Source organism: Phenylobacterium sp. (assembly GCF_030651185.1).
Classification (GTDB): domain Bacteria; phylum Pseudomonadota; class Alphaproteobacteria; order Caulobacterales; family Caulobacteraceae; genus Phenylobacterium.
On record NZ_JAUSCJ010000011.1, the window covers coordinates 21,021 to 43,669 of the forward strand.

25 protein-coding genes are annotated in these 22,649 nt (G+C 68.7%); 13 read left to right on the top strand and 12 right to left on the bottom strand.

From position 1 onward, the window contains the following. Positions 1-6: 6 nt before the first annotated feature. The gene (locus tag Q7J39_RS03040; protein ID WP_304820287.1) at positions 7-204 is read right to left on the bottom strand and encodes a hypothetical protein; all 198 of its coding nucleotides are present in this window, start codon (positions 202-204) and stop codon (positions 7-9) included. A gap of 257 nt (positions 205-461) precedes the next feature. Here Q7J39_RS03040 and Q7J39_RS03045 point away from each other — a divergent pair, with 257 nt between their 5' ends. Then, positions 462-1,253 carry an enoyl-CoA hydratase/isomerase family protein gene (locus Q7J39_RS03045; RefSeq protein ID WP_304820289.1) on the top strand — a complete coding sequence of 264 codons (792 nt, stop codon included), beginning with the start codon at positions 462-464 and terminating at the stop codon, positions 1,251-1,253. A 42-nt stretch (positions 1,254-1,295) separates the two neighbouring features. Further along, positions 1,296-2,480 carry an acyl-CoA dehydrogenase gene (locus tag Q7J39_RS03050; RefSeq protein WP_304820291.1) on the top strand — a complete coding sequence of 395 codons (1,185 nt, stop codon included), beginning with the start codon at positions 1,296-1,298 and terminating at the stop codon, positions 2,478-2,480. A gap of 91 nt (positions 2,481-2,571) precedes the next feature. Here the strand turns inward: Q7J39_RS03050 and Q7J39_RS03055 are convergent, their stop codons facing one another. Genes Q7J39_RS03055 through Q7J39_RS03065 form a run of 3 tightly spaced genes read right to left on the bottom strand, consistent with a single transcriptional unit; the run spans position 2,572 to position 4,240 of the window. Next, on the bottom strand, positions 2,572-3,342 hold the full coding sequence (locus Q7J39_RS03055) for a GIN domain-containing protein (protein WP_304820293.1): 771 nt from the start codon (positions 3,340-3,342) through the stop codon (positions 2,572-2,574). Between the two features lie 11 nt (positions 3,343-3,353). Continuing rightward, the gene (locus Q7J39_RS03060) at positions 3,354-3,920 is read right to left on the bottom strand and encodes a DUF1700 domain-containing protein (RefSeq protein WP_304820296.1); all 567 of its coding nucleotides are present in this window, start codon (positions 3,918-3,920) and stop codon (positions 3,354-3,356) included. Beyond that, positions 3,917-4,240, bottom strand: coding sequence for a PadR family transcriptional regulator (locus tag Q7J39_RS03065; RefSeq protein WP_304820298.1), 324 nt, complete (start codon positions 4,238-4,240; stop codon positions 3,917-3,919). Before Q7J39_RS03065 ends, Q7J39_RS03060 begins: the two co-directional genes overlap by 4 nt. Positions 4,241-4,378: 138 nt before the next feature. Between Q7J39_RS03065 and Q7J39_RS03070 the strand changes: the two genes are divergently transcribed. The 3 genes from Q7J39_RS03070 (at position 4,379) to Q7J39_RS03080 (ending at position 9,866) form a co-directional block, all read left to right on the top strand. Beyond that, positions 4,379-5,320 (top strand): alpha/beta hydrolase, encoded by a 942-nt coding sequence (locus tag Q7J39_RS03070; RefSeq protein WP_304820300.1) that lies wholly within the window; start codon positions 4,379-4,381, stop codon positions 5,318-5,320. Positions 5,321-5,437: 117 nt separating this feature from the next. Next, positions 5,438-8,134: a PAS domain S-box protein gene (locus Q7J39_RS03075; RefSeq protein WP_304820302.1), complete on the top strand. Its 2,697-nt coding sequence runs from the start codon at positions 5,438-5,440 to the stop codon at positions 8,132-8,134. Positions 8,135-8,198: 64 nt separating this feature from the next. After that, positions 8,199-9,866: an MFS transporter gene (locus Q7J39_RS03080; RefSeq protein WP_304820304.1), complete on the top strand. Its 1,668-nt coding sequence runs from the start codon at positions 8,199-8,201 to the stop codon at positions 9,864-9,866. 6 nt (positions 9,867-9,872) lie between these two features. On the opposite strand, the gene Q7J39_RS03085 is transcribed toward Q7J39_RS03080, so the two are convergent. From Q7J39_RS03085 to Q7J39_RS03105, 5 genes are all read right to left on the bottom strand, one after another. Beyond that, entirely contained in the window at positions 9,873-10,880 is a 1,008-nt protein-coding gene (locus tag Q7J39_RS03085) for a phosphotransferase (RefSeq protein WP_304820306.1), read from the bottom strand. A gap of 70 nt (positions 10,881-10,950) precedes the next feature. Next, positions 10,951-11,646, bottom strand: a complete 696-nt coding sequence (gene modB / locus Q7J39_RS03090) for a molybdate ABC transporter permease subunit (RefSeq protein ID WP_304820308.1) — start codon at positions 11,644-11,646, stop codon at positions 10,951-10,953. Continuing rightward, positions 11,643-12,533 carry a siroheme synthase gene (locus Q7J39_RS03095; RefSeq protein ID WP_304820310.1) on the bottom strand — a complete coding sequence of 297 codons (891 nt, stop codon included), beginning with the start codon at positions 12,531-12,533 and terminating at the stop codon, positions 11,643-11,645. The genes modB and Q7J39_RS03095 overlap by 4 nt, the downstream gene beginning before the upstream one ends. Further along, positions 12,534-12,854, bottom strand: coding sequence for a hypothetical protein (locus tag Q7J39_RS03100; protein WP_304820312.1), 321 nt, complete (start codon positions 12,852-12,854; stop codon positions 12,534-12,536). Beyond that, entirely contained in the window at positions 12,851-13,207 is a 357-nt protein-coding gene (locus Q7J39_RS03105; RefSeq protein WP_304820314.1) for a cytochrome c family protein, read from the bottom strand. The genes Q7J39_RS03100 and Q7J39_RS03105 overlap by 4 nt, the downstream gene beginning before the upstream one ends. Positions 13,208-13,338: 131 nt before the next feature. On the opposite strand from Q7J39_RS03105, the gene Q7J39_RS03110 reads away from it, so the two are divergent. Further along, positions 13,339-13,833 carry a (2Fe-2S)-binding protein gene (locus tag Q7J39_RS03110; RefSeq protein WP_304820316.1) on the top strand — a complete coding sequence of 165 codons (495 nt, stop codon included), beginning with the start codon at positions 13,339-13,341 and terminating at the stop codon, positions 13,831-13,833. 12 nt (positions 13,834-13,845) lie between these two features. Then, positions 13,846-16,032, top strand: coding sequence for a xanthine dehydrogenase family protein molybdopterin-binding subunit (locus Q7J39_RS03115; protein WP_304820317.1), 2,187 nt, complete (start codon positions 13,846-13,848; stop codon positions 16,030-16,032). Here Q7J39_RS03115 and Q7J39_RS03120 read toward each other — a convergent pair. Together Q7J39_RS03120 and Q7J39_RS03125 are read right to left on the bottom strand one after the other, a co-directional pair. Next, entirely contained in the window at positions 16,029-16,274 is a 246-nt protein-coding gene (locus Q7J39_RS03120) for a type II toxin-antitoxin system RelE/ParE family toxin (protein WP_304820682.1), read from the bottom strand. The genes Q7J39_RS03115 and Q7J39_RS03120 overlap by 4 nt on opposite strands. 215 nt (positions 16,275-16,489) lie before the next feature. Further along, the gene (locus Q7J39_RS03125) at positions 16,490-17,107 is read right to left on the bottom strand and encodes an NTP transferase domain-containing protein (protein ID WP_370689989.1); all 618 of its coding nucleotides are present in this window, start codon (positions 17,105-17,107) and stop codon (positions 16,490-16,492) included. A 32-nt stretch (positions 17,108-17,139) separates the two neighbouring features. Here Q7J39_RS03125 and moaA point away from each other — a divergent pair, with 32 nt between their 5' ends. From moaA to glp, 6 genes are all read left to right on the top strand, one after another. Next, positions 17,140-18,174, top strand: a complete 1,035-nt coding sequence (gene moaA / locus Q7J39_RS03130; RefSeq protein WP_304820321.1) for a GTP 3',8-cyclase MoaA — start codon at positions 17,140-17,142, stop codon at positions 18,172-18,174. A gap of 112 nt (positions 18,175-18,286) precedes the next feature. After that, a complete protein-coding gene (locus Q7J39_RS03135; protein WP_304820323.1) occupies positions 18,287-18,532 on the top strand; it encodes a MoaD/ThiS family protein in 246 nt (81 codons plus the stop codon). Further along, complete coding sequence (locus tag Q7J39_RS03140; protein ID WP_304820325.1) at positions 18,529-18,978, top strand: molybdenum cofactor biosynthesis protein MoaE; 450 nt, start codon at positions 18,529-18,531, stop codon at positions 18,976-18,978. The genes Q7J39_RS03135 and Q7J39_RS03140 overlap by 4 nt, the downstream gene beginning before the upstream one ends. Continuing rightward, positions 18,975-19,529 carry a molybdenum cofactor biosynthesis protein B gene (moaB, locus tag Q7J39_RS03145; RefSeq protein ID WP_304820327.1) on the top strand — a complete coding sequence of 185 codons (555 nt, stop codon included), beginning with the start codon at positions 18,975-18,977 and terminating at the stop codon, positions 19,527-19,529. The genes Q7J39_RS03140 and moaB overlap by 4 nt, the downstream gene beginning before the upstream one ends. Beyond that, positions 19,526-19,996, top strand: coding sequence for a cyclic pyranopterin monophosphate synthase MoaC (gene moaC / locus Q7J39_RS03150; RefSeq protein ID WP_304820329.1), 471 nt, complete (start codon positions 19,526-19,528; stop codon positions 19,994-19,996). The genes moaB and moaC overlap by 4 nt, the downstream gene beginning before the upstream one ends. Beyond that, a complete protein-coding gene (glp, locus tag Q7J39_RS03155) occupies positions 19,993-21,186 on the top strand; it encodes a gephyrin-like molybdotransferase Glp (protein WP_304820331.1) in 1,194 nt (397 codons plus the stop codon). Before moaC ends, glp begins: the two co-directional genes overlap by 4 nt. 4 nt (positions 21,187-21,190) lie before the next feature. On the opposite strand, the gene Q7J39_RS03160 is transcribed toward glp, so the two are convergent. Continuing rightward, positions 21,191-22,531, bottom strand: a complete 1,341-nt coding sequence (locus tag Q7J39_RS03160) for a calcium-binding protein (RefSeq protein WP_304820333.1) — start codon at positions 22,529-22,531, stop codon at positions 21,191-21,193. Between the last annotated feature and the right edge of the window lie 118 nt (positions 22,532-22,649).

The following is a 22,649-nucleotide window of genomic DNA, read 5'->3' on the forward strand; positions in this document are numbered from 1 at the left end:
CCCCGGCTAGATCGCCTTGCGGCTGTCCCAGTCGATATGGTCCGAGGAAATCGGCGCGGCGTGGGTGCGGGAATAGGCGGTGGCGACACTGCCGGCGCCCGCCACCAGGTAGGTCGCAAAGCCCACGAAGAACGCAAACACCGCCAGCACCACGAAGGGCCTGACCAGATCGAACGGATTGGGTTCGGTACGCGAAACCGACATGGACGGGGTCCCTTGGTCCTGAAGAAGCCTGACACGGGAACAACCGATCGCCGCGGAAGGTTGCGACGCTCTGTCTACAGACTCACATGATTCGCGCTGCGGGCGAGTGGGCGGACTGTCGCAGGGTCGACTTGAGGTCGCTCTCCTCTGAGCGCTGATCGGCTGAGCGCCTCGAGGGGCGCCCTTTCGCGCCCACGCCTTAGGCCTTGCCTCCGCCGCCCATTGCACGCGAGGCTTGGGCAAAAGGGGAAACGCGCATGACCTGGCAGACGATCGACTATGAGACCCGCGGCCACGTGGGGATCGTCACCCTCAACCGCCCCGAGAAGCTGAACGCCATCAGCGGCGAACTTCGCGCCGACGTCCATGCCGCCTTCGGCCTGGCGCGGGAGGACGACGAGGTCCGCGCGGTGATCCTCACCGGGGCCGGCCGCGGCTTCTGCTCCGGCGCCGACCTCACCGGCCAGGTTCCACCGGCCGAGACCAGCCAGAACGCCCGCCTCGACGAGATGAGCTGGGTCGGGCGCTGGGCCAAGCTGTTCCACGAATTCGACAAGCCGCTGATCGGGGCCATTAACGGGGTCTGCGCCGGGGCCGGCATGAGCGCGGCCCTGGGCTGCGACGTCCGCATCGGCTCGGAACACGCCCGCTTCAAGACCACCTTCGTCGAGCGCAGCCTGTCGCCCGACTCAGGCATGAGCTGGCTGCTGCCGCGCATCGTCGGCTATGCCGACGCCGCCGACCTGATCCTCACCAGCCGGATGGTGCTGGCCGACGAGGCCAGGTCTCTGGGGCTGCTCAACCGCCTCGTAACCCACGACGACCTGCTGGACGCGGCTCTGGCCTATGCCGAGGAGATCACCCGCTGGCCGCCGCTGGCGGTGCGGACCGCCAAGAAGGTGCTGCAGACCAACTTCGAGAGCGACCTCGACACGGCGCTCAAATACGAGTCCGTCGGCCTTTCCTTCGCGCGGCGGGCCACCAACGATGTGCAGGAGTCCCGCGCCTCGTTCCTCGAGAAACGCAAAGGCGTCTACACAGGGACCTGACTTGGCGTCATAACGCCCCCAACGCACGCAAGGGGAAACGCCATGGCTCAGGACAGCGCCGCCAAGACCTTCGACTGGGAAGACCCGCTGGACATGAAGTCCCGGCTCTCCGAGGAGGAGACCATGGTCTGGGACGCCGCCCGGTCCTATGCCCGCGAAAAACTGCTGCCCCGGGTGGTCTCGGCCTATGCCGAGGAGCGGTTCGACCGCGAGATCATGACCGAGATGGGGGCGCTCGGCTTCCTCGGCCCGACGCTTCCCGAGGAATACGGCGGGGCCGGCGTCAACCACGTGGCCTATGGCCTGATCGCCCGCGAGATCGAGGCGATCGACTCTGGCTACCGCTCGGCCATGAGCGTGCAGTCGTCCCTGGTCATGTACCCGATCTACGCCTTCGGGTCGGAGGAGCAGAAGCGCAAGTACCTGCCCGGCATGGCCAAGGGCGAGATCATCGGCTGCTTTGGCCTGACGGAAGCCGACGGCGGCTCCGATCCCGCCTCCATGCGCACCGTGGCCCGCAAGGCGCCCGGCGGCTACACGCTCTCGGGATCGAAGATGTGGATCAGCAACTCACCGATCTGCGACGTCGCCCTGGTCTGGGCCAAGCTGGACGGGGTGATCCGCGGCTTCCTGGTGGACCGCGGCTCGGAAGGCTTCACCACGCCGAAGATTCTCAACAAGCTGTCCCTGCGCGCCTCCATCACCGGCGAGATCGCGCTCGCCGACGTCTTCGTGCCGGAAGACCAGATGCTGCCGGGCGTCTCTGGCCTGCGCGGACCGTTCTCGTGCCTGAACAAGGCGCGCTACGGCATCTCCTGGGGGGCCATGGGCGCCGCGGAGTTCTGCCTGCACGCCAGCCGCGACTACACCAAGACCCGCAGCGTGTTCGGCAAGCCGCTGGCCGCCCGGCAGCTGGTGCAGAAGAAGCTGGCCGACATGCAGACCGAGATCGCGCTCGGCTTCGAGGGCTCGCTGGCGCTGGGCCGCCTGCTGGACCAGGGCGCCTGGGTGCCGGAAGCCATCAGCCTGATGAAGCGCAACAACTGCGGCAAGGCCCTGGCCATCGCCCGCGAGGCCCGCGACATCCACGGCGGCAACGGGATTTCCGGCGAGTACCACGTGATGCGGCACGCGGCGAACCTGGAGACCGTCAACACCTATGAAGGCGCCCACGACGTCCACGCCCTGATCCTGGGCCGGGCCATCACCGGCGAGAACGCCTTCTAGGCCAGCGAACTTCGCGCCAAGAAAAGGCCCAGGGCGGGGATCCGCTCTGGGCCAGTCTTGCGTCCGGGGAGGACACCGCTTTCGCGGATCTTCAGGACTCCAGCTCCTTGACCTCACCGGAGCCGGAGATGTTCTTTTCCAGCTTCAGGGGCCGGGTCGTCAGCTCGACCTCGCCCGAGCCCGAGATGTCGAGCTTGGCGCTGGTGCGCGGCGCGATGGTGGCCTCGGCCGCGCCGGAGATGCTCACCTCGGCGCTCTCGGCGTCCAGGCCCGCCAGGTCGGCGTCGCCGGCCCCCGTCATGCTGAGCTTCAGCGCCTTGGTCTTGCCGTGGCCGGTGACCTTGGCCATGCCCGTGGTGCTGATCTCCAGGCTGTCCTGATCGTAGGCCTCGATGTTCAGGCGATCGACGCCCTTCAGCTCGAAGCGGGTGACCTTGGGGGCGGTCATGACGATCTTCAGCCGCCGGTCGGTGTGGGCGACCCCGTCGCTCAGCCGGCCACCCGAGAGGGTCAAGGTGTCGACGGAGCGCTTGGGGCCCGTGACGGTGAGCGTGCCGGGACCTTCGCCGCCCTGGGTGAAGGTGACCTCGCCGGGAACGTCAAGGATCAGGGCGGTCCCACCATCCCAGGCCAGGGTGCGGCTGGTGGTGGCCCACTCCGGATCGTCGCGGTGATGGTTGCGCCAGTTGCTCTGGCGCTTGCCGTTTTCATCCCAGCCAATGTTCCAGTCGCGGTCCGACCAGTCCCAGTGGTCCCAGCCCTGGGCGGCGACGTCGCGGCCGCCCAGGGCCACGGCGCCCCCAAGGGTGACGATGCAGGTGAGGAAACCGACGACGGCGATGATGACGAGAAGGCGGATCATGTCAGGGGCCTTCAGGCTTGAGGTTCAATGGCCGGCTTGAGCAGCCGGTAGTGGAGACGCCCGTACCAGACGAGCAGGTTCACGAAGCCCACGGTCACCAGGCAGAGCACGGCGCCCAGCGACACCGAGCCGGCCATCAGGCCGATCCCGGCCAGCATGGCCGCGGCCACGCCGCCCGGGGGATCGAGGAACGGCCCGGCGGCGAAGACGAAGCCGCCCGAGCCGAACACCGCGATCACCGCCACGAACAGGCCCAGCAGGGTGCCGGCGATGGACAGCACGATGGGCAGCAGGATCAGCAGATCGATGGCGCCGAGGCCCAGCACCGCGAACACCGCCGAGGCGGCGGCCGAGGGATTGCGCTCGGACTCCCAGCGCTTCAGCCCCGCCTCGGCGCGCAGCTCGCGGGCCAGGCGGCCGGGCTCGCCCAGGGCGGCGGCCACCTCGGCCTCGGTGCGGCCGGCGGCCTCACCTTCGGCGAAGTGCGCCTCATAGTCGGCGACGATGTCGGCGATGGCGTCGGCGGGCAGGCCGCTGAGGCCTGCCTTCAGCCGGGCAAGGAACGCCTGGCGGGTCATTGGGCCTCTCCCAGGATGGCGTTGACGGCCTTGGAGAACGAGCTCCAGGCCAGCTTCTGCTCGGCGAAGCTGGTCTTCCCAGCCTCGGTCAGACGGTAGTATTTGCGCGGCGGGCCCGACGAGGACTCCACTAGGTAGGTGTCCACCAGGCCATCGGCCTGCATCCGCCGCATCAGCGGATAGATGGTGCCTTCCCCCATATCGATCCCTTCGGCCAAACGGCTGGCGATCTCGTAGGCGTAGTTGTCGCCCCGGGAGAGGAGCGCGAGCACGCAGAGCTCGAGCACCCCCTTCTTCAGTTGAACTTCCACGGCTTCCACGCGGCCTGCCTCCAAAACCCGCGATCGAACACCGCAAGGTACTGCGTCATACAAGGTAGTGGGCGACGCACGATAGTGAATTCTCTGTAAGGCTGAATATCGTTTGTCTAACAAACGATTTGCTGGAGAACGCGGCCTATGAAGATCATCCCCCTCGCCCTGGTGCTCGCGCTGACGGCGACCCTGGCCCAGGCCCAGGCGCCCGCCGCGACCACCCGTCCCAACATTCTGGCCGTCCCGGCTGACGCCCCGCCGCAGCACGCCCCGGCGCTCGGCCCCTATGCCGTGACCATCGAGACCGACGCCAGCCTGCCGACCCACACCCTCTATCGGCCCACCGACCTGGCGGCGGTGAAGGGCAAGCTGCCCATCGTCGCCTGGGGCAACGGCGCCTGCGCCAATTCCAGCGAGCGGTTCACCCCCTTCCTCACCAAGATCGCCAGCCACGGCTTCCTGGTGGTGGCCATCGGGCCGAAGGACGCCCCGCCCTGGACGCCCAATGCGGCGCCCGGCCAGGGCGCGCCCATCGTCGCGCCCAAGACGAGCGCCAGCCAGCTGATCGACGCCATCAACTGGGCGGAGGCCCAGAACGCCAAGAGGGGTCCCTATAAGGGCCGCATCGACACCAAGGCCGTGGCGGTGATGGGTCAGTCCTGCGGCGGCCTGCAGGCCATCGAAGCCTCGTCCGATCCCCGAGTGAAGACCACGGTGGTCTGGAACTCCGGCGTCATCATCGACCAGGGCGGCATGCCCAAGCTGTCCAACGCCACCAAGGACAGCCTGAAGGCCTACCACGCCCCGGTGGCCTACTTCATCGGCGGCCCGGTGGACGTGGCCTGGCCCAACGCCAACGACGACTTCGCCAGAATCACCGCCGTCCCGGTGTTCATGGGCAACCTGAGTGTCGGCCATGGCGGCACCTATCGCCACGTGAACGGCGGTTGGTTCGGCGAGGTGGGGGCGGCCTGGCTGGCCTGGCGCCTGAAGGGCGACAAGGGCGCCGCCAGGCTGTTTGAAGGTCCGGGGTGCGGCCTCTGCGTCGCGCCGGAATGGAAGATTCAGAAGAAGAACATGGACTAGGGGGCCTGCCTCCGCCGGTTGAGGCCGCTTCAACTTTCGCGATCAAACGGCGTTCTTCGAACGTTGCGTTTACGCTTCCCGCCTAAGAGTTCGCCTCAAACGCGGGGGACGATTTCCATGCCGGCAGAGCGTGCGAACAACACGCCGACGGAGCACGGCCTGATGATCCAGTGGCTGTTCACCAACAGTCAGGAGCTGTTGCTCGTCATCGGTCCCGACGCCCGCTTCAAGCTGGTGAACCCGGCCTGGACGGCGGCGACCGGCTGGGCCAGCGACGAGATCCTCGGCAAGTCCGCCGCCGACTTCGTTCATCCCGACGACATGGACGCCTTCGGCAAGTTCGCCGAACAGCTGATCGAGACCCGCACCGGCCAGAACCTCGCCCGCATGCGGATGAAGGACGGGTCCTACCGCTGGTTCGAGGGCCGAAGCCAGCTCACCGACGACGGGCACATCATCGGAACCCTGCGCGACGCCACCCAGGACCGGGAGCGCCAAGCCGAGTTGGAGGATGCCCGCCGCACCCGCCTGCTGCTTTCGGAGAGCGCGGGCGTCGGCACCTGGTCCTTCGAGCCGGCCGGCGAGCACCTCGACTGGTCCGACGATATCCTCGCCATCACCGGCTACAGCCGCGACGAGATGGACAGCGCTGACGCCTTCCGCGAGATCCTGCATCCCAATGAGGCCGAGGCCGTCCGGGCCGCCTTCAACCGCGGCATCCTGGAGGGTGTTCCCCAGACCCTCGAACACCGGATGCGCAACAAGGACGGTCGCTGGTCCACCTGGCGCGCCACCTTCCATTGCGAGCCCCGACCGGGGGGTGTCTTCGCGCTCAACGGGATGTCGCAGGACATCACCGAGATGATCGCCGCCCGCGACGCGGCCGTGGCCGCCGAGCGCCAGATTCGCCAGCTCATCGAGAACGCCCCATTCGCGGTGGCCATGTTCGACCGCGATCTGCGCTACCTGATGATCTCCAACCGCTGGCGGCACGCCTTCGGTCTGGGGCACCGCGAACACCTGGGCCGGCGGCTCGACGAGGTCTTTCCCGACGTACCGCGCAAGTTTCTGGCCGCCCAGCGCCGGGTCCTCGAGGGGGAGGTGGTATCCAGCAAGGAAGACCGCTTCACCGACAGCCAGGGTAACCGCCACTGGGTGCGCTGGGAGGTTCGACCCTGGCTGGACGCCTCGGGCGAGATCGGTGGCATGTTGGCCTATGTCGACGACATCTCGGCGGTGGCCAGCGCCCGGCGCGAGGCCCAGACCAACGCCCGGCGGCTGAAGGTGGCACTCAGCGCCGCCGACGCCGGGGTCTATGAGATCGACCACGTCAACAAGACCTTCTGGGCCAGCCCGGAATTCAAGAAGCTGATCGGCCGCTCCTCACGCAGCTATGGCGACGCCCTGAAGCTGAACTTCCCCAAGTTCCACGCCGACGACATGGAGGGCGTGCGTCAGGCCTTCCTCGATATCAACGCCGACCGCCGCAAGTCGGGCGAAGCCTTCGAGGCCCGCATCATGACCCCCTCCGGCGAGGCCCGCTGGATGCGGGTCTTCCACCACCTCAAGCGCGACGCCAAGGGCCGCTGGCTCAAGGGCGTCGGCCTGGTCCACGACTTCGACCAGCGCAAACGCCAGGAGCTGGCCCTCATCGAGGCCCAGGAGGCCGCCCAGGCCGGCGCTGAGGCCAAGGCCGCCTTCCTGGCCAATATGAGCCACGAGATCCGCACGCCGATGAACGGGGTGATGGGGGTCCTGCACCTGCTGAAGACCGAGAGCCTCAGCCCGGACGGCCGGGCCATGCTGGAGGAGGCCCTGTCCTGCGGCCAGATGCTGGCCGAGTTGCTGAACGACGTCATCGACTTCTCCAAGATCGAGGCCGGCGCCCTGGCCCTGGCCGAGGAGTCCGTCGATCCGGCGGCGCTCATCCAGGGGGTCACCCGCCTGCTGCGGCCCCAGGCCGAGGCCAAGGGGCTGGAGCTGAAGCTGGAGGGTTTGGCCGATCTCGGCTGGGTCTTCACCGACCCGGTTCGCCTGCGCCAGGCGCTGTTCAACCTGGTGGGCAATGCGGTGAAGTTCACCCTGGAAGGACAGGTCACCGTCCGGGCCGCCCTGCACAACACCAGCGCCGGCCGGATGCTGCGCTTCGAGATCGCCGACACCGGGGTCGGCATTCCGGCGGACGCTCAAGGCCGCATCTTCCAGCGCTTCGACCAGGGCGACGCCTCCACCACCCGAAAGTTCGGCGGCTCGGGCCTGGGCCTGGCCAGCACCCAGAAGCTGGCCCAGATGATGGGCGGCGCCGTGGGCTTCACCTCGGTGGAGCACCAGGGATCGGTGTTCTGGCTGGAGGTCGCCGCCCCCAGCGCCGAGCCCGTGGCCGCCGTAGCCGACACCGGCGAGCCGGTGCTGGAGGGGCTGCACATCCTGGTGGTCGAGGACAATTCCACCAACCGCATGATCGCCACCAAGCTGCTGGAGAATCTGGGCGCCAGCGTCGAGACCGCCGCCGACGGCCTGCTGGGGGTCGAGGCCGCGGCCCGCGGCGGCTTCGACCTGATCCTGATGGATGTCCAGATGCCCGGCATCGACGGCCTGGAGGCCTGCCGCCGCATCCGGGCCCTGGGCGGCCCTGTGGCCCGGACCCCGATCGTGGCCCTGACCGCCAATGTGCTGTCCCACCAGCACCAGTCCTACCTGGAGGCCGGCATGGACGGCGTGGTGGGCAAGCCGATCTCGCCCACCTCCCTGCTGACCGAGATCGCGCGGCTGAGCGGGCCGGCGGAAGCCTTGCCGGAAGAGGCTGTGGCCTAGCCGCTTCCAACCCCGCCCACGCCAATGCTAGACCTTGGCCACAAAGAGCTCGGGGGAGAGACGTATGGCGGCAGTTGAAGAGGCCCAGGCGCCGAAGAAGGCTTCGTTGCGCACGGTGGTGGCCGCCTCGGCCGCCGGGACCACCTTCGAGTGGTACGACTTCTTCGTCTTCGGCAGCCTGACCCAGGTCATCTCCAAGACCTTCTTCTCCGGCCTTCCAGAGACCGCCGGCTATATCGCCGCCCTGGCCCTGTTCGGCGCCGGCTTCGCCTTCCGGCCCCTGGGCGCCCTGGTCTTCGGCCGCATCGGCGACCGGGTGGGGCGCAAGGGCGCCTTCCTGTTCACCGTGGTGCTGATGGGCGGGGCCACCGTGGCCATCGGCCTGCTGCCCTCCTACGCCCAGGCGGGTATCATTGCGCCGGCCCTGCTGGTGCTGATGCGCATCCTGCAGGGCTTCGCGCTGGGCGGGGAATACGGCGGGGCCGCCATCTACGTGGCCGAGCACGCGCCCCCCGGCGCCCGTGGCCGCTCCACCAGCTGGGTGCAGACCTCGGCGGCGTTCGGCCTGTTCGCCGCCCTGCTGGTGATCCTGGTGACCCGGGTGATCGTCGGCCGCTACTTCGGCCCCGAGGCCTTCGACGCCTGGGGCTGGCGCATCCCGTTCCTGTTCTCGGCCGGCCTGCTGGCCATCTCCATCTTCATGCGTCTGAAGCTCTCCGAGAGCCCGGCCTTCGCCAAGATGAAAGAAGAGGGCGAGATCGCCAAGGCCCCCTTCACCGAGGCCTTCGGAACCTGGAAGAACCTGAAGATCGTGCTGCTGGCCCTGGTGGCCATCATGTTCGCCCAGGGCGCCGTCTGGTACACCGCCTTCTTCTACACCCAGACCTTCATGGACAAGTTCCTCAAGGTCCCGGCCGAGACCATCAACATGCTGATGATGGCCGCCACCGCGGTCAGCGCCATCTTCTACGTCGCCTTCGGCTGGCTGTCGGACAAGGTGGGCCGCAAGCCGGTCATGCTGTTTGGCATGACCCTGATGCTGATCGCCTACTTCCCCGGCTTCCACATGCTGGCCAAGACCGCCAACCCGGCGCTCGCCGAGGCCGAGGCCCGCACCCCCATCGTGGTGGTGGCCGACCCGACCGAGTGCTCCCTGCAGTTCGACCCCGTGGGCAAGGCCGCCTTCACCTCCTCCTGCGATATCGCCAAGAGCACGCTCGCCAACGCCGGCGTCTCCTATGACAACCAGAAGGCCGCGCCGGGCGCCAAGGCCCAGGTGAAGATCGGCGAGACGGTCATCGAGTCGGCCTCCATCGCCGGCCTTTCCAAGGACCAGGCCAAGGCCGCGAAGGCGGAGATCGAGGGCCGCATCAAGGGCGGGTTGAAGGCCGCCGGCTATCCGGAAAAGGCCGATCCCGCGCGGATGAACCTGCCCGGCGTGTTCGGGGTGCTGATGGTGTTCGTGATCGCCGCCACGGCCCTGTTCGGGCCCATCGCCGCGACCCTGGTGGAGCTATTCCCCACCCGCATCCGCTACACCGCCATGTCCCTGCCCTACCATATCGGCACCGGCTGGGTCGGCGGGTTCGTGCCCTTCACCGCCTTCGCCATCGTGGCGGCGGTGGGCAACATCTATTCCGGCCTCTGGTACCCCTTCGCCTTCACGGCGATCTCGGTGGTCACCTGCCTGCTGTTCCTGCCAGAGACCAACAAGCGGTCCCTGCACGACTAGAGTGGCTCAAGCGGTCAGCGAGCTGACCGCTTGAGCGAAGGCCTGCGTCTTCATCCCGGCAAGGGCCTCGGCCAGCCGCGCCTTGCCATAGGCGACCTGACCGTCCCAACCGTCGAGGACAAAGGTCCCGGCGCCGAGGCCCTGGTGGATCTCGGCCAGGGATGGGCCGTCCAGCCCACCGGCTACCCGCTCGCCCGGCCTCTGCCGCGCCACCGCCGTCAGCATGATCAGGCCGTAGAACAGGTGGTTCACCTGCCGCATGACCACCTGCCGCGCCCGCTGCCGGGCGTCCGGCGCCTGGCCGAAATAGGTGCGCAGCAGCAGGTCTTCCTCAGCTTGGCTGTGGGTGATGAAGTTGGCGAGCGTCGCCAGGTCGACGTGCCTGTCGGCCAGGAACGCGCTCTCCCAGTCGATGAACCACAGCCGCCGCCCGTCATAGAGGATGTTGCGCGGGTTCAGGTCGTTGTGGCTGGAAACAAGGTCGGTCGGTTCGGTGCGATAGATCGCCCGAACCCGGCGGTAACGGTCCAGCAGGTCCGAGGTCGCCTCAGGCGCCAGCAGGCCCGTCGCCTGGAACCCCTCGAGGACGGCGTCCATCCCCTCCATATAGTCCACCAGCGGCGGGAAGGCCGGCGCCTGGTGCAGGGCGCGGATCGCCTGGGCGGCCTCGACAATCAGATCTTCGCGGGTTCCGGCATAGTCCAGGGCCCAGGACTGCTCGGGGATGAACTCCATGATCGCCACCCCGTCCGTGGCGTCGGCATAGCGGACCCGGGGCGCCAGGCAGGCCTGGGCGGCGATGGTCATACAGCGATACCAGCGGTGGGGGTCCTTGACGTCGTCGCGCTGCGTCTCGAGCCGCAACAGATAGGCGATGCCCCCCACTCGGATCCGATAGGTCAGGGCGCCCGAGAGCCCGCCCCTGACCGGGGCGACACTGTCCATCTCCGTCGTGCCGAACGCAGCCATCAGGGCGCGGTCGACGGCGGGCTGTTTAGCGTGGGGAATGGACATGGGGCGGCTCCGGTGCAGCGCCGCCTTTTACCCGGATATAAACATCAGTCAATAATACCCGGATAAATACCTATGTGGCCCCGCGGGACGTCCGGGTCGCCAGCCGCCCCACCAGGTCGGAGATCAGCACCGCCCCGATGGCCAGCGCGGCGGCCACCAGGCACAGCACGCCGGCCCGCACCTCGTCCCCCGGCGACTGGGTGGCGCCATAGATGGCGGCGGGCAGGGTCAGGGTCTCGCCGGGGATGGCGGCGACAAAGGTGATGGTGGCCCCGAACTCCCCCAGCGCCTTGGCGAAGCCGAGGATCGCGCCGGCCGCCACGCCGGGCAGGGCCAGCGGCAGGGTGATGCGGAAGAACCGCACGAGGGGCGGGGCGCCCAGGGTCCGGGCCACCTCATCGACCTCCTTGTCCAGGGCCTCGATGGCCAGCCGCATGGGCCGCACCATCAGCGGAAAGGCCATGATCCCCGCCGCCAGGGCCGCCCCGGTCCAGTCAAAGGCGAAGACGATCCCGACCCTCTCCAGGGCCTCGCCGATCAGGCCGCGCCGCCCGAACAGCAGCAGCAGGACATAGCCGGTGGCCACCGGCGGCAGGACCAGCGGCAGGGTGACCAGCACGTCCAACAGCACGCGAACAGCAAACCGCCCCCGCGCCTGGGCCATGGCCGTGACCAGCGCCAGCGGCAGGCCAAGGGCCGTCGCCGCCAGGGCCACCTTCAGGGACAGCCGCACGGCGGCCCAGTCGTCGGGGGTGAGCAGGATCACGAGGCCGACGCCAGGACCTCGACCGCCACCCCGGCCGCGACCAGGGGTTGGAGCACCTGTGCAGGCGGCGCCAAAACTCCCACTCGCACCACCCGGCGGCCGGACCTGGCAAGTTCTATCATCGCCTCGGGGGTCGCCTCGGCCGGCGTCATCCGCTCGGCGTCGCGGCGCGCCATCGCCAGGATGTCGGGGTCGCAGCCCTCATCGGCGGCGATCACGTCGGCGGCGGCCAGGGCGCGGCTGGCGCGCAGGGTCAGCAGGTCGGCAGGCCCTCGCCCGGCCACGAACTGCACCTTGCCCGCCGCCTTGGGTCCCTTGGCGATGGCGTCGCGGAACAGCGCCTGCGCCGTCTCCATGTCGCCGCCCTGAGCCGCCTGCGCCACCGCGCCCGAAAGGGTCTCGCGCAGGAAGGCGCGCCGCGCGTGCAGCTCGGGGAACTTGGCGCGGACATCATCCTGGAATTTTCGGAACAGGGCCGCGACCCGCCCGGTCCCCTCCGGCACGCGCTGCTCGATGTCGTTGCGCAGCATGGTGGCCAGCATCGGCGAGGCGCCGCCGGTGCCGATGGCCGCCACCACTTCGCCGCGGTCGATCACCGCCGGGGTCGTGAAGTCGCAAAGCTCGGGACGGTCGGTGACGTTGACCAGGGCGCGCGCGGCGCGGGCCGCTGTGGCCGCCCCCTTGGCGAAGGCCTCGTCCTCGCCATCGATGAACACCAGCAAGGCGCCGGAATAGCTGCCGGTCAGGAAGGCGTCGGGGCCCTCCACCCGGACGAGCGTCGCCGGCGACGAGGCCAGCAGCCGCAGCTTGTTCTCGGCGGCCTCGCCGGATCCGGCCACGACGATCTTGGCGCCGGCCAGCGGAAAATAGGCGGGGAAGGCGTCCACCTAGCCGGTTCTGCAGTTCCGGTAGGGACCCGCCGGCGCGCCATCAAGGTCGGCCATCGCGCCCTTGGTGGTCAGGGTTACGCCCCCGGCGGCGAAGATCGGATCGCCCCTCTTCTTCTTCACCTGGCGCAGGATTTTGGTCTGGCCACCGGCGGTGACCCGCACGATGCGGCCGTCCAGGGCGTACGACGCCACGAACCGCTTCCCGGCCCCGCAGCTGTAGGTCATCGGCGCGTCGCTGGCGTCTTCCGGGGCGACGGTGGCGCAGGCGCTCAGCGCGAACCCGGCGGCGGCCAGGGCGATCCAGCGAGCGGCGCTCATTTCAGGGCCTTCACATAGGCCACCACCGCGGCGCGGTCGGCGGGATTGGCGACCCCGGTCATCATCTTGGTCCCAGGCGCGAACTTGGCCGGCGCGGCGAGATAGGCGTCGAGATTGGCGTCGGTCCAGGTCGCCCCGGCCTTGGCGGTCAGGCCCGCGGAATACTTGAAGTCCGCCAGGCCCGCGATCTTGCGGCCGGCCACCCCGGCCAGGCTGGGGCCCATCGGCGTGGACTTGGCGCCGTGACAGGTCTTGCACTGCAACTGGAAGGTCTTGGCCCCATCGGCGGCCAGGGCGGGCGACCCCGTCAGCAGCCCGGCGAAGGCGAGAATGGCGAGAACACGGCGTGTCATGAAACCCCTCCGGAAACGTCGTTAGCCTACCTAGCGCGTCGCGGGCCGCCCCGCCACGACGGCGACATTTACCGCGACGACTAAACGACGTTAAGATGCGACTTCATTCTCACTGGGGGAGGGACAGACCCATGGCCATGACACTCGACGTGAACGGCAAGCCATTGGCCGTCAAGGCGGCTCCTGACACGCCGCTGCTGTGGGTGCTGCGCGACGAACTCGGGCTGACCGGCTCCAAGTTCGGCTGCGGCGTGGCCCAGTGCGGGGCCTGCACGGTGCTGGCCGACGGCCAGCCGATCCGCGCCTGCGTCATGCCCATCGAGGGTCTGGCCGGGGTGAAGATCACCACCATCGAGAGCCTGGGCGGGAACTCACCCCTGCAGCAGGCCTGGGTCAAGCACGATGTCCCGCAGTGCGGCTACTGCCAGTCGGGCCAGATCATGAGCGCCACCGCCCTGCTGGCCGCCAAGCCCAACCCCAGCGACGCCGACATCGACGCGGCCATGGACGGCAACATCTGCCGCTGCGGGACCTACCAGCGGATTCGCGCCGCCATCAAGGACGCCGCGGGCATGGCCCCGGCCGCCACCCCGGTCGCGGCCCCCGCCGCCCCGGCCAAGAGCTAGGAGCGGACCGCCATGAACAAGATCCTCTCCCCCCGCGAAACCCAAGGCGCCACCAGGCGCGACCTGGTGGTCGGCGCGACCCTGGTGGGCGGCGCCCTGCTGGTGGGCTGCTCTCCCGGCGACCTGCTCAGCGTCGGCGCCAAGGAGGACTTCGGCGCCTTCGGGCCCTTCATCAAGATCGGCGCCGACGGCGCGGTGACGGTGATCTCCAAGCACATCGAATTCGGCCAGGGCAACCATGCGGGCCTGGCGGCGATCGTCGCCGAGGAACTCGACGCCGACTGGACCAAGGTCAAGGTCGAGCAGGCCCCGGCCATCGCCAAGGTCTACGCCAACACCGGCATGGGCGTGCAGGGCACCGGCGGCTCGTCGGCCATCTCCAACTCCTGGACCCAGCTGCGCCAGGCTGGCGCCGGCGCCAAGGCGATGTTCGTCGAGGCCGCCGCCAACAAGTGGAACGCGCCCGCCGGTGAGATCACAGTCAAGGACAGCGTCGTCAGCCACGCCAAGACCGGCAAGTCGGCGACCTTCGCTGAACTTCTGCCCGAGGCCGGCAAGATCGCCCCGCCCAAGGCCCCAGTGCTGAAGGATCCCAAGACCTTCACCCTGATCGGCTCCGACCGCGTGCGCCGCAAGGACAGCCAGGCCAAGAGCGACGGAACCGCCCGCTTCACCCAGGATGTCCAGATGCCGGACATGCTGGTCGCAATGGTCGCCCACGCCCCCCGCTACGGCGCCAAGGTCGGCAGCTTTGACGCCACCGAGGCCAAGAAGGTCGCCGGCGTGGTGGAGGTCTACCAGATCCCCACCGGGGTCGCCGTGGTGGCGCAGAACACCTGGGCCGCCCGCAAGGGCCGCGAGGCCCTGAAGGTGACCTGGGACGAGACCGGCGCCGAAAAGGCCAGCTCCGACACCATGGCCGCAAACTACCGCCAGTGGGCCGCGGGCAAGGGCACGTTGCCGGAAAAGACCGAGTGGCAGGCCTTCGAGACCAAGGGCGACGCCGCCAAGAAGGTCCAGGGCACGATCTTCGAGACCACCTACGACTTCCCATTCCTGTCCCATGCGGCCATGGAGCCGATGAACTGCGTGGCCCAGGTCGGGACCGGCAAGGCCAAGCTGACCTTCGGCTCGCAGATCCCGACGGTGGACCAGCTCAACACCGCCAAGATCGTCGGCATGCTGCCCGGCGCGGTGGAGATCGAGACCCTGTTCGCCGGCGGCTCCTTCGGGCGCCGCGCCAACTTCCAGTCCGACTACGTGGCCGAGTGCGTCGAGATCGCCAAGAAGGTCGGCAAGATGCGGCCGGTGAAGCTGGTCTGGACCCGCGAGGACGACATGGCGGCGGGCTATTTCCGCCCCCTGACCCACCACGCCCTGAAGATCACCCTCGACAAGGACGGCTACCCGGTCTCCTGGCGCCACCGCGTGGTCACCCAGACCCTGATGAAGGGCTCGCCCATGCCCACCAAGGGCGTGGACGAAACGACTGTCGAAGGGACCAAGGGCTCACCCTATCTGAAGGCCACCCCGGTGGTGGACGCCCAGGTGCTGATGCCCGACGTCAATATCCCGGTGCTGTGGTGGCGCTCGGTGGGGGCGACCCACACCGCCTTCGTCATGGAGCACACCATCGACCAGCTGGCCCGCAAGGCCGGAAAGGACCCGGTGGCCTATCGCCGGACCCTCTATGAGAAGGCCGGGGCGACCCGCCATCTGGCGGTGCTGAACCTGGCGGCCGAGAAGTCGGGCTGGGACAAGCCGGCCCCCGCCGGCTGGACGCGCGGCATCGCCGTGCACGAGAGCTTCGGCACCCTGGTGGCCCAGGTCGCCGAGGTGAAGCTGGTGGACGGCCAGCCCAAGGTCGGCCGAGTGGTCACCGCAGTGGACTGCGGAACCGCCATCTCGCCCGACCAGATCGCCGCCCAGATGGAAGGCGGCATCTGCTATGGCCTGTCGGCGGCCCTCTACGGCAAGATCAGCCTGAAGGACGGGGTGGTCGAACAGACCAACTTCGACACCTACCGGGTGCTGCGCAACTCCGAGGCCCCGACCGTGGAGACCTATATCGTCCCCTCCGGAAACGCCCCCTCAGGCACCGGCGAACCGGGCACCCCGGTGATCGCACCCGCCGTCGCCAACGCCCTGCTGGCCCTCAACGGCCAGGCGACCACCAGCCTGCCGTTCGTAAAGGCCTAGTCGCCGAGAAGATCGCCCAGATCCCGGGCGCCGTGGAGGATTCTCAGAATCTGCACGGCGTCCGGATCGACCCGATAGAAGATGACGTAGTCGCCGACCACCCAACTGCGCAGATCGGGCAGGAGTTTAGGTCGAACGCGGCCCAGTTCCGGAAAGTCGGCCAGCTGCTCTTCGGCATCGTAGATGCGTGAGACCACGCGGTCGGCGGCGTTGGGATTGGCGAGCGCGATGGTCAGCCAGATGTTGCTGAGGTCCTAGAGCGCAATTGGCGTTCGGCGCAGTCTAGCCATTCTGGCGTTCGGCCAGCGCTTTCCGATTGCGGGCCAGGAAGACGTCCCGCGGTTCGCGCTCGACGGGCTCTCCGCTATCGAGGCCTTCCTGCATGAGACGCCTCAGTTCGGAGAGCGATAGACAGTTTTTCGACCTTGGACATCGCGATCTCCTTGGCGAAAAAATACTACTTCTTCGCACCAACGTCGAGATCAGCCGGTTTGTCCACATCGAACAGCACCCCATCATCGGGCGCCTCGATCAGCACCAGCCGGTCGCCCAGACCCTGCAGCACCGCCCGCGCGCCGGCGTCGCCTTGGAGCGTCAGCAACTGTGGGATCAAGGCCGCGCCGATCACCGCCGGGTGGCCGCGCTTGCCCCCGAAGGTCGCCGCGGCGGCGGGGGCGCCGTCGCGCACCGCCTGGGCCAGGGGCTCCAGCACCGCCAACGGAATGCGCGGCATGTCGCCGAGGAACACAAACACCCCCTGTGTGTCGGCCGGCAGGGTCTGCGCGGCGCGGCGCAGGGAGGCCCCCATGCCCTCGGCATGATCGGCGGCATGGACAATCTGCAGCCGCTCATACTGGCCGGTTTGCCGGGCATGGGCCATGACCGCCGCACCCACCCGGCTGGGGTCGGACCCCGTGACCACCGTCACGCCGCGCACCGGGGCGGCAAAGGCCGCGCGCAGGGCGCCCTCCAGCAGGACGCCGCCGCCATAGGGCGCCAGCAGCTTGCCGCCGCCGAACCGCGTCCCGGCGCCCGCCGCCAGGACGATCGCTTCAAATCCGCCGCCCCCTGTCACCAACCGTGGTTCCCCTCTATGTTAGGGTTCGCATGACGCCCTATGACGCCCCCCCTCCGCAAGCGACTTCGCAGGCCAGCCTGATCGACGGGTTCGGCCGCACCGTGACCTATCTGCGAGTCTCGGTCACCGACCGCTGCGACCTGCGCTGCGTCTACTGCATGGCCGAGCACATGACCTTCCTGCCCAAGGCGGAGGTCCTGACCCTGGAGGAGCTCGACCGCCTCGCCTCGGGCTTCATCAGGCTCGGCGTCCGCAAGCTGCGGATCACCGGCGGCGAGCCCCTGGTTCGCAAGGGCGTTATGGGCCTGATCGAGAACCTGTCGCGCCATCTGAAGTCCGGCGCCCTGGATGAGCTGACCCTGACCACCAACGGCACGCGGCTCACCGAGTTCGCGAGCGACCTGGCCCGGTTCGGCGTGCGGCGCATCAATGTCTCCATGGACACCCTGAAGCCTGACCTGTTCCGCCAGCTGACCCGGGGCGGGGACCTGAACAAGGTCATCGCCGGGATCGACGCGGCGCTCGCCGCCGGCATGGCGGTGAAGGTCAACGCTGTGGCCCTGAAGGACGACAACGCCGCCGAACTGCCCGACCTGATCGCCTGGGCCCACGCCCGTGGCTGCGACATGACCCTGATCGAGGCCATGCCGCTTGGCGAGATCGAGATCGACCGCACCGACCAGTTCCTGTCGCTGAAGGACGTCCGCCGCGAGCTGGAAAGCTTCTGGACCCTGACCGACAGCGACCACGTCACCGGCGGCCCGGCCCGCTATGTGACAGTGGAGGAGACCGGCGGCCGCCTGGGCTTCATCACCCCGCTCAGCCACAATTTCTGCGAGGCCTGCAACCGGGTGCGGCTGACCTGCACCGGCACCCTGCACACCTGCCTGGGCCGTGAGGACGCCAGCGACCTGCGGGCCGTGATCCGGGCCGGGGCAGACGAGGCCGGTCTGGAGGACGCCATCCGCCTGGCCGTCGACGCCAAGCCGCAGGGCCACGATTTTCAAATCGTGCGAGCATCCGCCCCCGCGGTCGCCCGGCACATGTCCACCACGGGAGGCTAGAGCATGTCAGGCGCAAGTGGGAACCGGTTCGCCGCCCGGACATGCTCTAGTTTCAAGAAGATAGACCCTTTTCATCCGATCAGGTTCCAACCTGATCCGGAAAGGGTCTAGGGTGGCCAAGGTCCTGCTGTTCGGGCGCCTGAGCGATATCGCCGGCTGGCGCGAGCGGACCCTCGATCCCCCGCCCGCCTCGCTGTCGGCCCTGCGCGATCAACTCTGCGCCGAGGACGAAGGTCTCGCCGAAGCCCTGTCCGCCCCCGGCGTCCAGGTGGCCCTGGACCAGGCCATCGTCCGCGGCGACGCCGCCCTGACCGCCCGCTCCGAGGTTGCCTTCCTGCCGGCCATGAGCGGCGGATGATCACCCTGACCGGCCAGCCCTTCGAACCCGGCGCCCTGCTGACCGCCTTTTGCCAAGGCCGCACCGAGACCGGGGCCATCGCCACCTTCACCGGCCTGGCGCGGGCTGAACAGGGCGCCACCACCACCCTGGAGCTCGAGGCCTATCCGGGCTTCACGGAAGCCGAGATCGGCCGCATCGCCGACGGCGCCCGCGCGCGCTTCGGCCTCGACGATTTCTGCATCGTTCATCGCGTGGGCCAGATCGAGCCCGGCGAGGCCATCGTCTTCGTGGCCACCGCATCGGGTCACCGCCGCGCGGCCTTCGAGGCCTGCGATTTCCTGATGGACTACTTGAAGAGCCGCGCCCCCTTCTGGAAGAAGGAGACCGGTCCCGATGGCGCGGCGCGCTGGATCGAGCCCAAGCCGCAGGACCACGCCGACATCACCCGCTGGGAGACCCCATGAACGCCCCGACCCTGAGCCCTGGCGGCCGCATCGATGAGAAGCTGCAGATTGTTCCGGTCCGCATCGCGGTCCTGACCATCTCCGATACCCGCGACGAGGAGAGCGACACCTCCGGCCACGTCCTGGCCGAACGCATCACCGGGGCGGGGCACGAGCTGGCCGCCAAGGAAATCGTCAAGGACGACATCGACCAGATCCGGATGCAGGTGAAGGCCTGGGTCGCCTCAGGGAGCGTCGACGCCATCATCACCACCGGCGGCACCGGCATCACCGGCCGCGACGTGACCCCGGAAGCCATTGAGCCGCTGTTCGACAAGAAGCTCGACGGCTTCTCGGTGGTCTTCCACATGGTGAGCTACCAGTCGGTAGGCCTGTCGACCCTGCAGAGCCGCGCCACCGCCGGCCTGATCGGCGGGGTCTTCGTCTTCTGCCTCCCCGGTTCAAACGGGGCGGTGAAGGACGGCTGGGACAAGGTGATCTCCGCCCAACTCGACAGCCGCCATGGCCCCTGCAACATGGTCGAGCTGATGCCGCGCCTGCTCGAGAAATGAGCCGCCTGACCCACATCGACGAGACCGGGCGCGCCAACATGGTCGACGTCTCGGCCAAGGCGGTCACCACCCGAGAGGCCCTCGCCGAGGGCTTCGTGCGCATGTCGCCGGAGACCCTGGCGCTCGCCCTGTCCGGTGACGCCAAGAAGGGCGATGTGCGGGCCACCGCCGAGATCGCCGGGATCATGGCGGCCAAGAAGACCGCCGACCTGATCCCGCTGTGCCACCCCCTGGCGCTCTCCAAGATCGAGGTCCGGGTCGAGCCCGGCGAGGGTGGCCTGGCCGTCACCGCCAAGGTCCGCACCAGCGGTCAGACCGGGGTGGAGATGGAGGCGCTGACCGCCGTCTCTGTCGCCTGCCTGACCGTCTATGACATGCTCAAGGCCGCCGATAAGGCGATGACCATCGAGGCCGTGCGCCTGATGGAGAAATCCGGCGGCAAGTCCGGCGACTGGAAGCGTCCGTGAAACTGCTGAGCGTCGAGGCCGCGCGCGCCGCCATGGTGGCGGAAGCCGCCGCCCTGCCAGCTGAGACCATCGCCCTCTCCGCCGCCGTCGGCCGGGTGCTGGCCGAGGATGTCACCGCCGTCCGCGCCCAGCCCCCCTTCACCAACTCCGCCATGGACGGCTGGGCCGTGCGCGCCGCCGATACGCCGGGGGCGCTGACCATCGTCGGCGAGAGCGCCGCGGGCCATGGCCATGAGGGCACGCTCGCCGCCGGCCAGGCCATCCGCATCTTCACCGGCGCGGCCCTGCCACAGGGCGCCGACAGCGTGGTGATCCAGGAGAACGCCACCCGCGACGGCGAACAGGTCACCGTTCCCGCCGCAGCGCCGGCCGACAATATCCGCGACGCCGGGAAGGACTTCCGGGCTGGCGACATCCTGCTGATCCGCGGGACCCGCATCGATCCCTGGGGCCTGTCGCTGGCGGCCTCGGCCGGCCGCGCCGAGGTCAGCGTCCACCGCAAACCGCGCATCGCCATCCTCTCCACCGGCGAGGAGATCGTCGAGGCGCCGGCCAGCCCCGGGCCCTTCCAGATCTACGACTCCGGCTCGCCGGCTCTGAAGGCCATGTGCGAGGCCTGGGGCGCGGAAGCCAGCAAGCTCAGCGGCGTCCGCGACCAGCTCGACGCCGTGATCGAGGCCATGCGCAACGCCGACGCCGACCTCATCGTCACGGTGGGCGGGGCCTCGGTGGGCGACCACGACCTGGTGCGCACCGCCGCCGAGGCCCTTGGCATGCAGTACCGGGTGGAGAGCGTCGCGGTGCGGCCCGGCAAGCCCACCTTCTTCGGCGTCCTGGCCGACGGCCGCCGCCTGCTGGGCCTGCCCGGCAACCCGGCCTCGGCCTTCGTCTGCGCCGAGCTGTTCCTCAAGCCCCTGATCGCCGCCTATTCCGGCGCGGCCCACGCCCCGCGCATGGCGAGCGCGCGCCTCGCCGAACCACTCGCCGCCAACGGCCCGCGCGAACACTGGCTGCGGGCCAAGCTGACCTACGCGGACGGCGCGATCACCGCGCGCGCCTACCGCGACCAGGACTCCTCCCTGATCACCGTCTTCGCGGCCGCCGACGCCCTGCTCAAGCGCCCACCCGGCGCCCCGGCCTCAGCGGCAGGCGACCTCGTCGAGGTGCTGCTGCTGGACCGGGCCGGGTAGTCGGCTAGAGGATGAAGTTGGCGGAGCTTAGGTTGACGCTGTTCACCCACAGAGAGGCGTCGGCCACCTGGTCGCCGTTTACGTCGAACTGCAGCAGGTAGATGCCATAGAGGGGAGGGCCGACGATCACTTCGCCCGCCTGTCCGGTGAACTGCTGCTCGGGCAAAGTTTGACCGATCGGCGGGATCGTGAACGCGTGGAATGCCTGATTTCCGGCCAAAGTCGTATCGGCGTCGATGGCCGAGAGATCGATCTTGTCGCCGTTGAGCATGTCGTCCCACACGGTGTCCGCATCGTTCCCGTTCCCCAGCTCGGCGAGACTACGGAAGACGAAGGTGTCGTAGCCATCGGCCCCGTACATGAGGTTCTTCGCGGCGCCGGCGGAGATGACGTCGTTGTGGTCCGTACCGTAAATCTGTTCCACGTTGGACAGGGTCAGAACGTGTGTCGCGTCGATCTGCTGCGGGCCGCCGTAGCCCAGGTCCACATGCACGCCGTTGAGTTGCGGCCCGTCTCCGCCGAAGCGGTAGTAGATCAGATCAATCCCCTCGCCGCCTTCGACGACAATCTCGGTGGCCTGACCGGGAACGAACATGTCGTCGCCCTCACCGCCATCCAGGACGTCCTCCCCAGCTGGGAGCATCGGGGGCGCAGCGCCGCTGCCGTCAGCCCAGAGGACGTCGTTGCCGGCCCCTCCGAACAGGTAGTTGCCGCCGCTGTCGCCGCCGATGTTGTCGTCAAAGGCCGTGCCATAGACGTTCTCGATAGACACCAAAGAGTCGTCGCCGTGTCCGCTGACGAAGTTCGTGGCGAGGTTGACCGCGACCCTTTCGGACACGCCATCATCGAAGCTGACGGTGTCGATCCCCGCGCCCCCGTCGATCATGTCCTTCCCAGAGCCGCCGGCCAGGAAGTCATCCCCGCCGCGGCCCGAGAGGCTGTCATGGCCGTCGCCACCGAAGATGTAGTTGAAGCCCGACGTGCCCATCAGCGTGTCGCCGTAGGACGAGCCGTAGACGTATTCGATGGAGACCAGCTGGTCGATTCCGGCGCCCAGGGTGTTCTGGGCGGTGGTCAGGGCCAGGTCGACCCTTACGGCCGCGGTGGCGTCCTCGTAGCCGGCCCAGTCGAAGCCGGTGCCGCCGTCGATGCGGTCGTTGCCCAGGCCGCCCATCAGGTAGTCGTCGGCGCCGCCGCCCGAGAGGGTGTCATTGCCGTCGTTGCCGGCCAGGACGTCCTCGCCGCCCAGACCGGAGAGCGAGTCGTCGCCGCCCAGGCCATAGATCGTATCGGCGCCCGCGCCGCCCGTGAGCTTGTCCTTGCCCGAACCACCGTTGAGAAACATGTCTGCCCGCCCCTGGCCTGATGCCGTGGTGCGCAACCTACGGGTGCTCGTCAGGGCGCCAATCGCGCGCAACCTGGAGCGGGCAGGGTAACCTTAAAGCACGCCTCGGAACGGGCGT

Bases quoted from the DNA above. Each gene is read 5' to 3' on its own strand.
- Q7J39_RS03060 (WP_304820296.1), bottom strand. From the start codon at position 3,920: ATGACCCGCCAGGCGTTCCTTGCCCGGCTGAAGGCAGGCCTCAGCGGC.
- Q7J39_RS03040 (WP_304820287.1), bottom strand. From the start codon at position 204: ATGTCGGTTTCGCGTACCGAACCCAATCCGTTCGATCTGGTCAGGCCC.
- Q7J39_RS03105 (WP_304820314.1), bottom strand. From the start codon at position 13,207: ATGACACGCCGTGTTCTCGCCATTCTCGCCTTCGCCGGGCTGCTGACG.
- moaA (WP_304820321.1), top strand. From the start codon at position 17,140: ATGACGCCCTATGACGCCCCCCCTCCGCAAGCGACTTCGCAGGCCAGC.
- moaC (WP_304820329.1), top strand. From the start codon at position 19,526: ATGAGCCGCCTGACCCACATCGACGAGACCGGGCGCGCCAACATGGTC.
- Q7J39_RS03070 (WP_304820300.1), top strand. From the start codon at position 4,379: ATGAAGATCATCCCCCTCGCCCTGGTGCTCGCGCTGACGGCGACCCTG.
- Q7J39_RS03140 (WP_304820325.1), top strand. From the start codon at position 18,529: ATGATCACCCTGACCGGCCAGCCCTTCGAACCCGGCGCCCTGCTGACC.
- moaB (WP_304820327.1), top strand. From the start codon at position 18,975: ATGAACGCCCCGACCCTGAGCCCTGGCGGCCGCATCGATGAGAAGCTG.
- Q7J39_RS03110 (WP_304820316.1), top strand. From the start codon at position 13,339: ATGGCCATGACACTCGACGTGAACGGCAAGCCATTGGCCGTCAAGGCG.
- Q7J39_RS03045 (WP_304820289.1), top strand. From the start codon at position 462: ATGACCTGGCAGACGATCGACTATGAGACCCGCGGCCACGTGGGGATC.
- Q7J39_RS03100 (WP_304820312.1), bottom strand. From the start codon at position 12,854: ATGAGCGCCGCTCGCTGGATCGCCCTGGCCGCCGCCGGGTTCGCGCTG.
- Q7J39_RS03085 (WP_304820306.1), bottom strand. From the start codon at position 10,880: ATGTCCATTCCCCACGCTAAACAGCCCGCCGTCGACCGCGCCCTGATG.
- Q7J39_RS03160 (WP_304820333.1), bottom strand. From the start codon at position 22,531: ATGTTTCTCAACGGTGGTTCGGGCAAGGACAAGCTCACGGGCGGCGCG.
- Q7J39_RS03055 (WP_304820293.1), bottom strand. From the start codon at position 3,342: ATGATCCGCCTTCTCGTCATCATCGCCGTCGTCGGTTTCCTCACCTGC.
- Q7J39_RS03080 (WP_304820304.1), top strand. From the start codon at position 8,199: ATGGCGGCAGTTGAAGAGGCCCAGGCGCCGAAGAAGGCTTCGTTGCGC.
- Q7J39_RS03115 (WP_304820317.1), top strand. From the start codon at position 13,846: ATGAACAAGATCCTCTCCCCCCGCGAAACCCAAGGCGCCACCAGGCGC.
- Q7J39_RS03075 (WP_304820302.1), top strand. From the start codon at position 5,438: ATGCCGGCAGAGCGTGCGAACAACACGCCGACGGAGCACGGCCTGATG.
- Q7J39_RS03050 (WP_304820291.1), top strand. From the start codon at position 1,296: ATGGCTCAGGACAGCGCCGCCAAGACCTTCGACTGGGAAGACCCGCTG.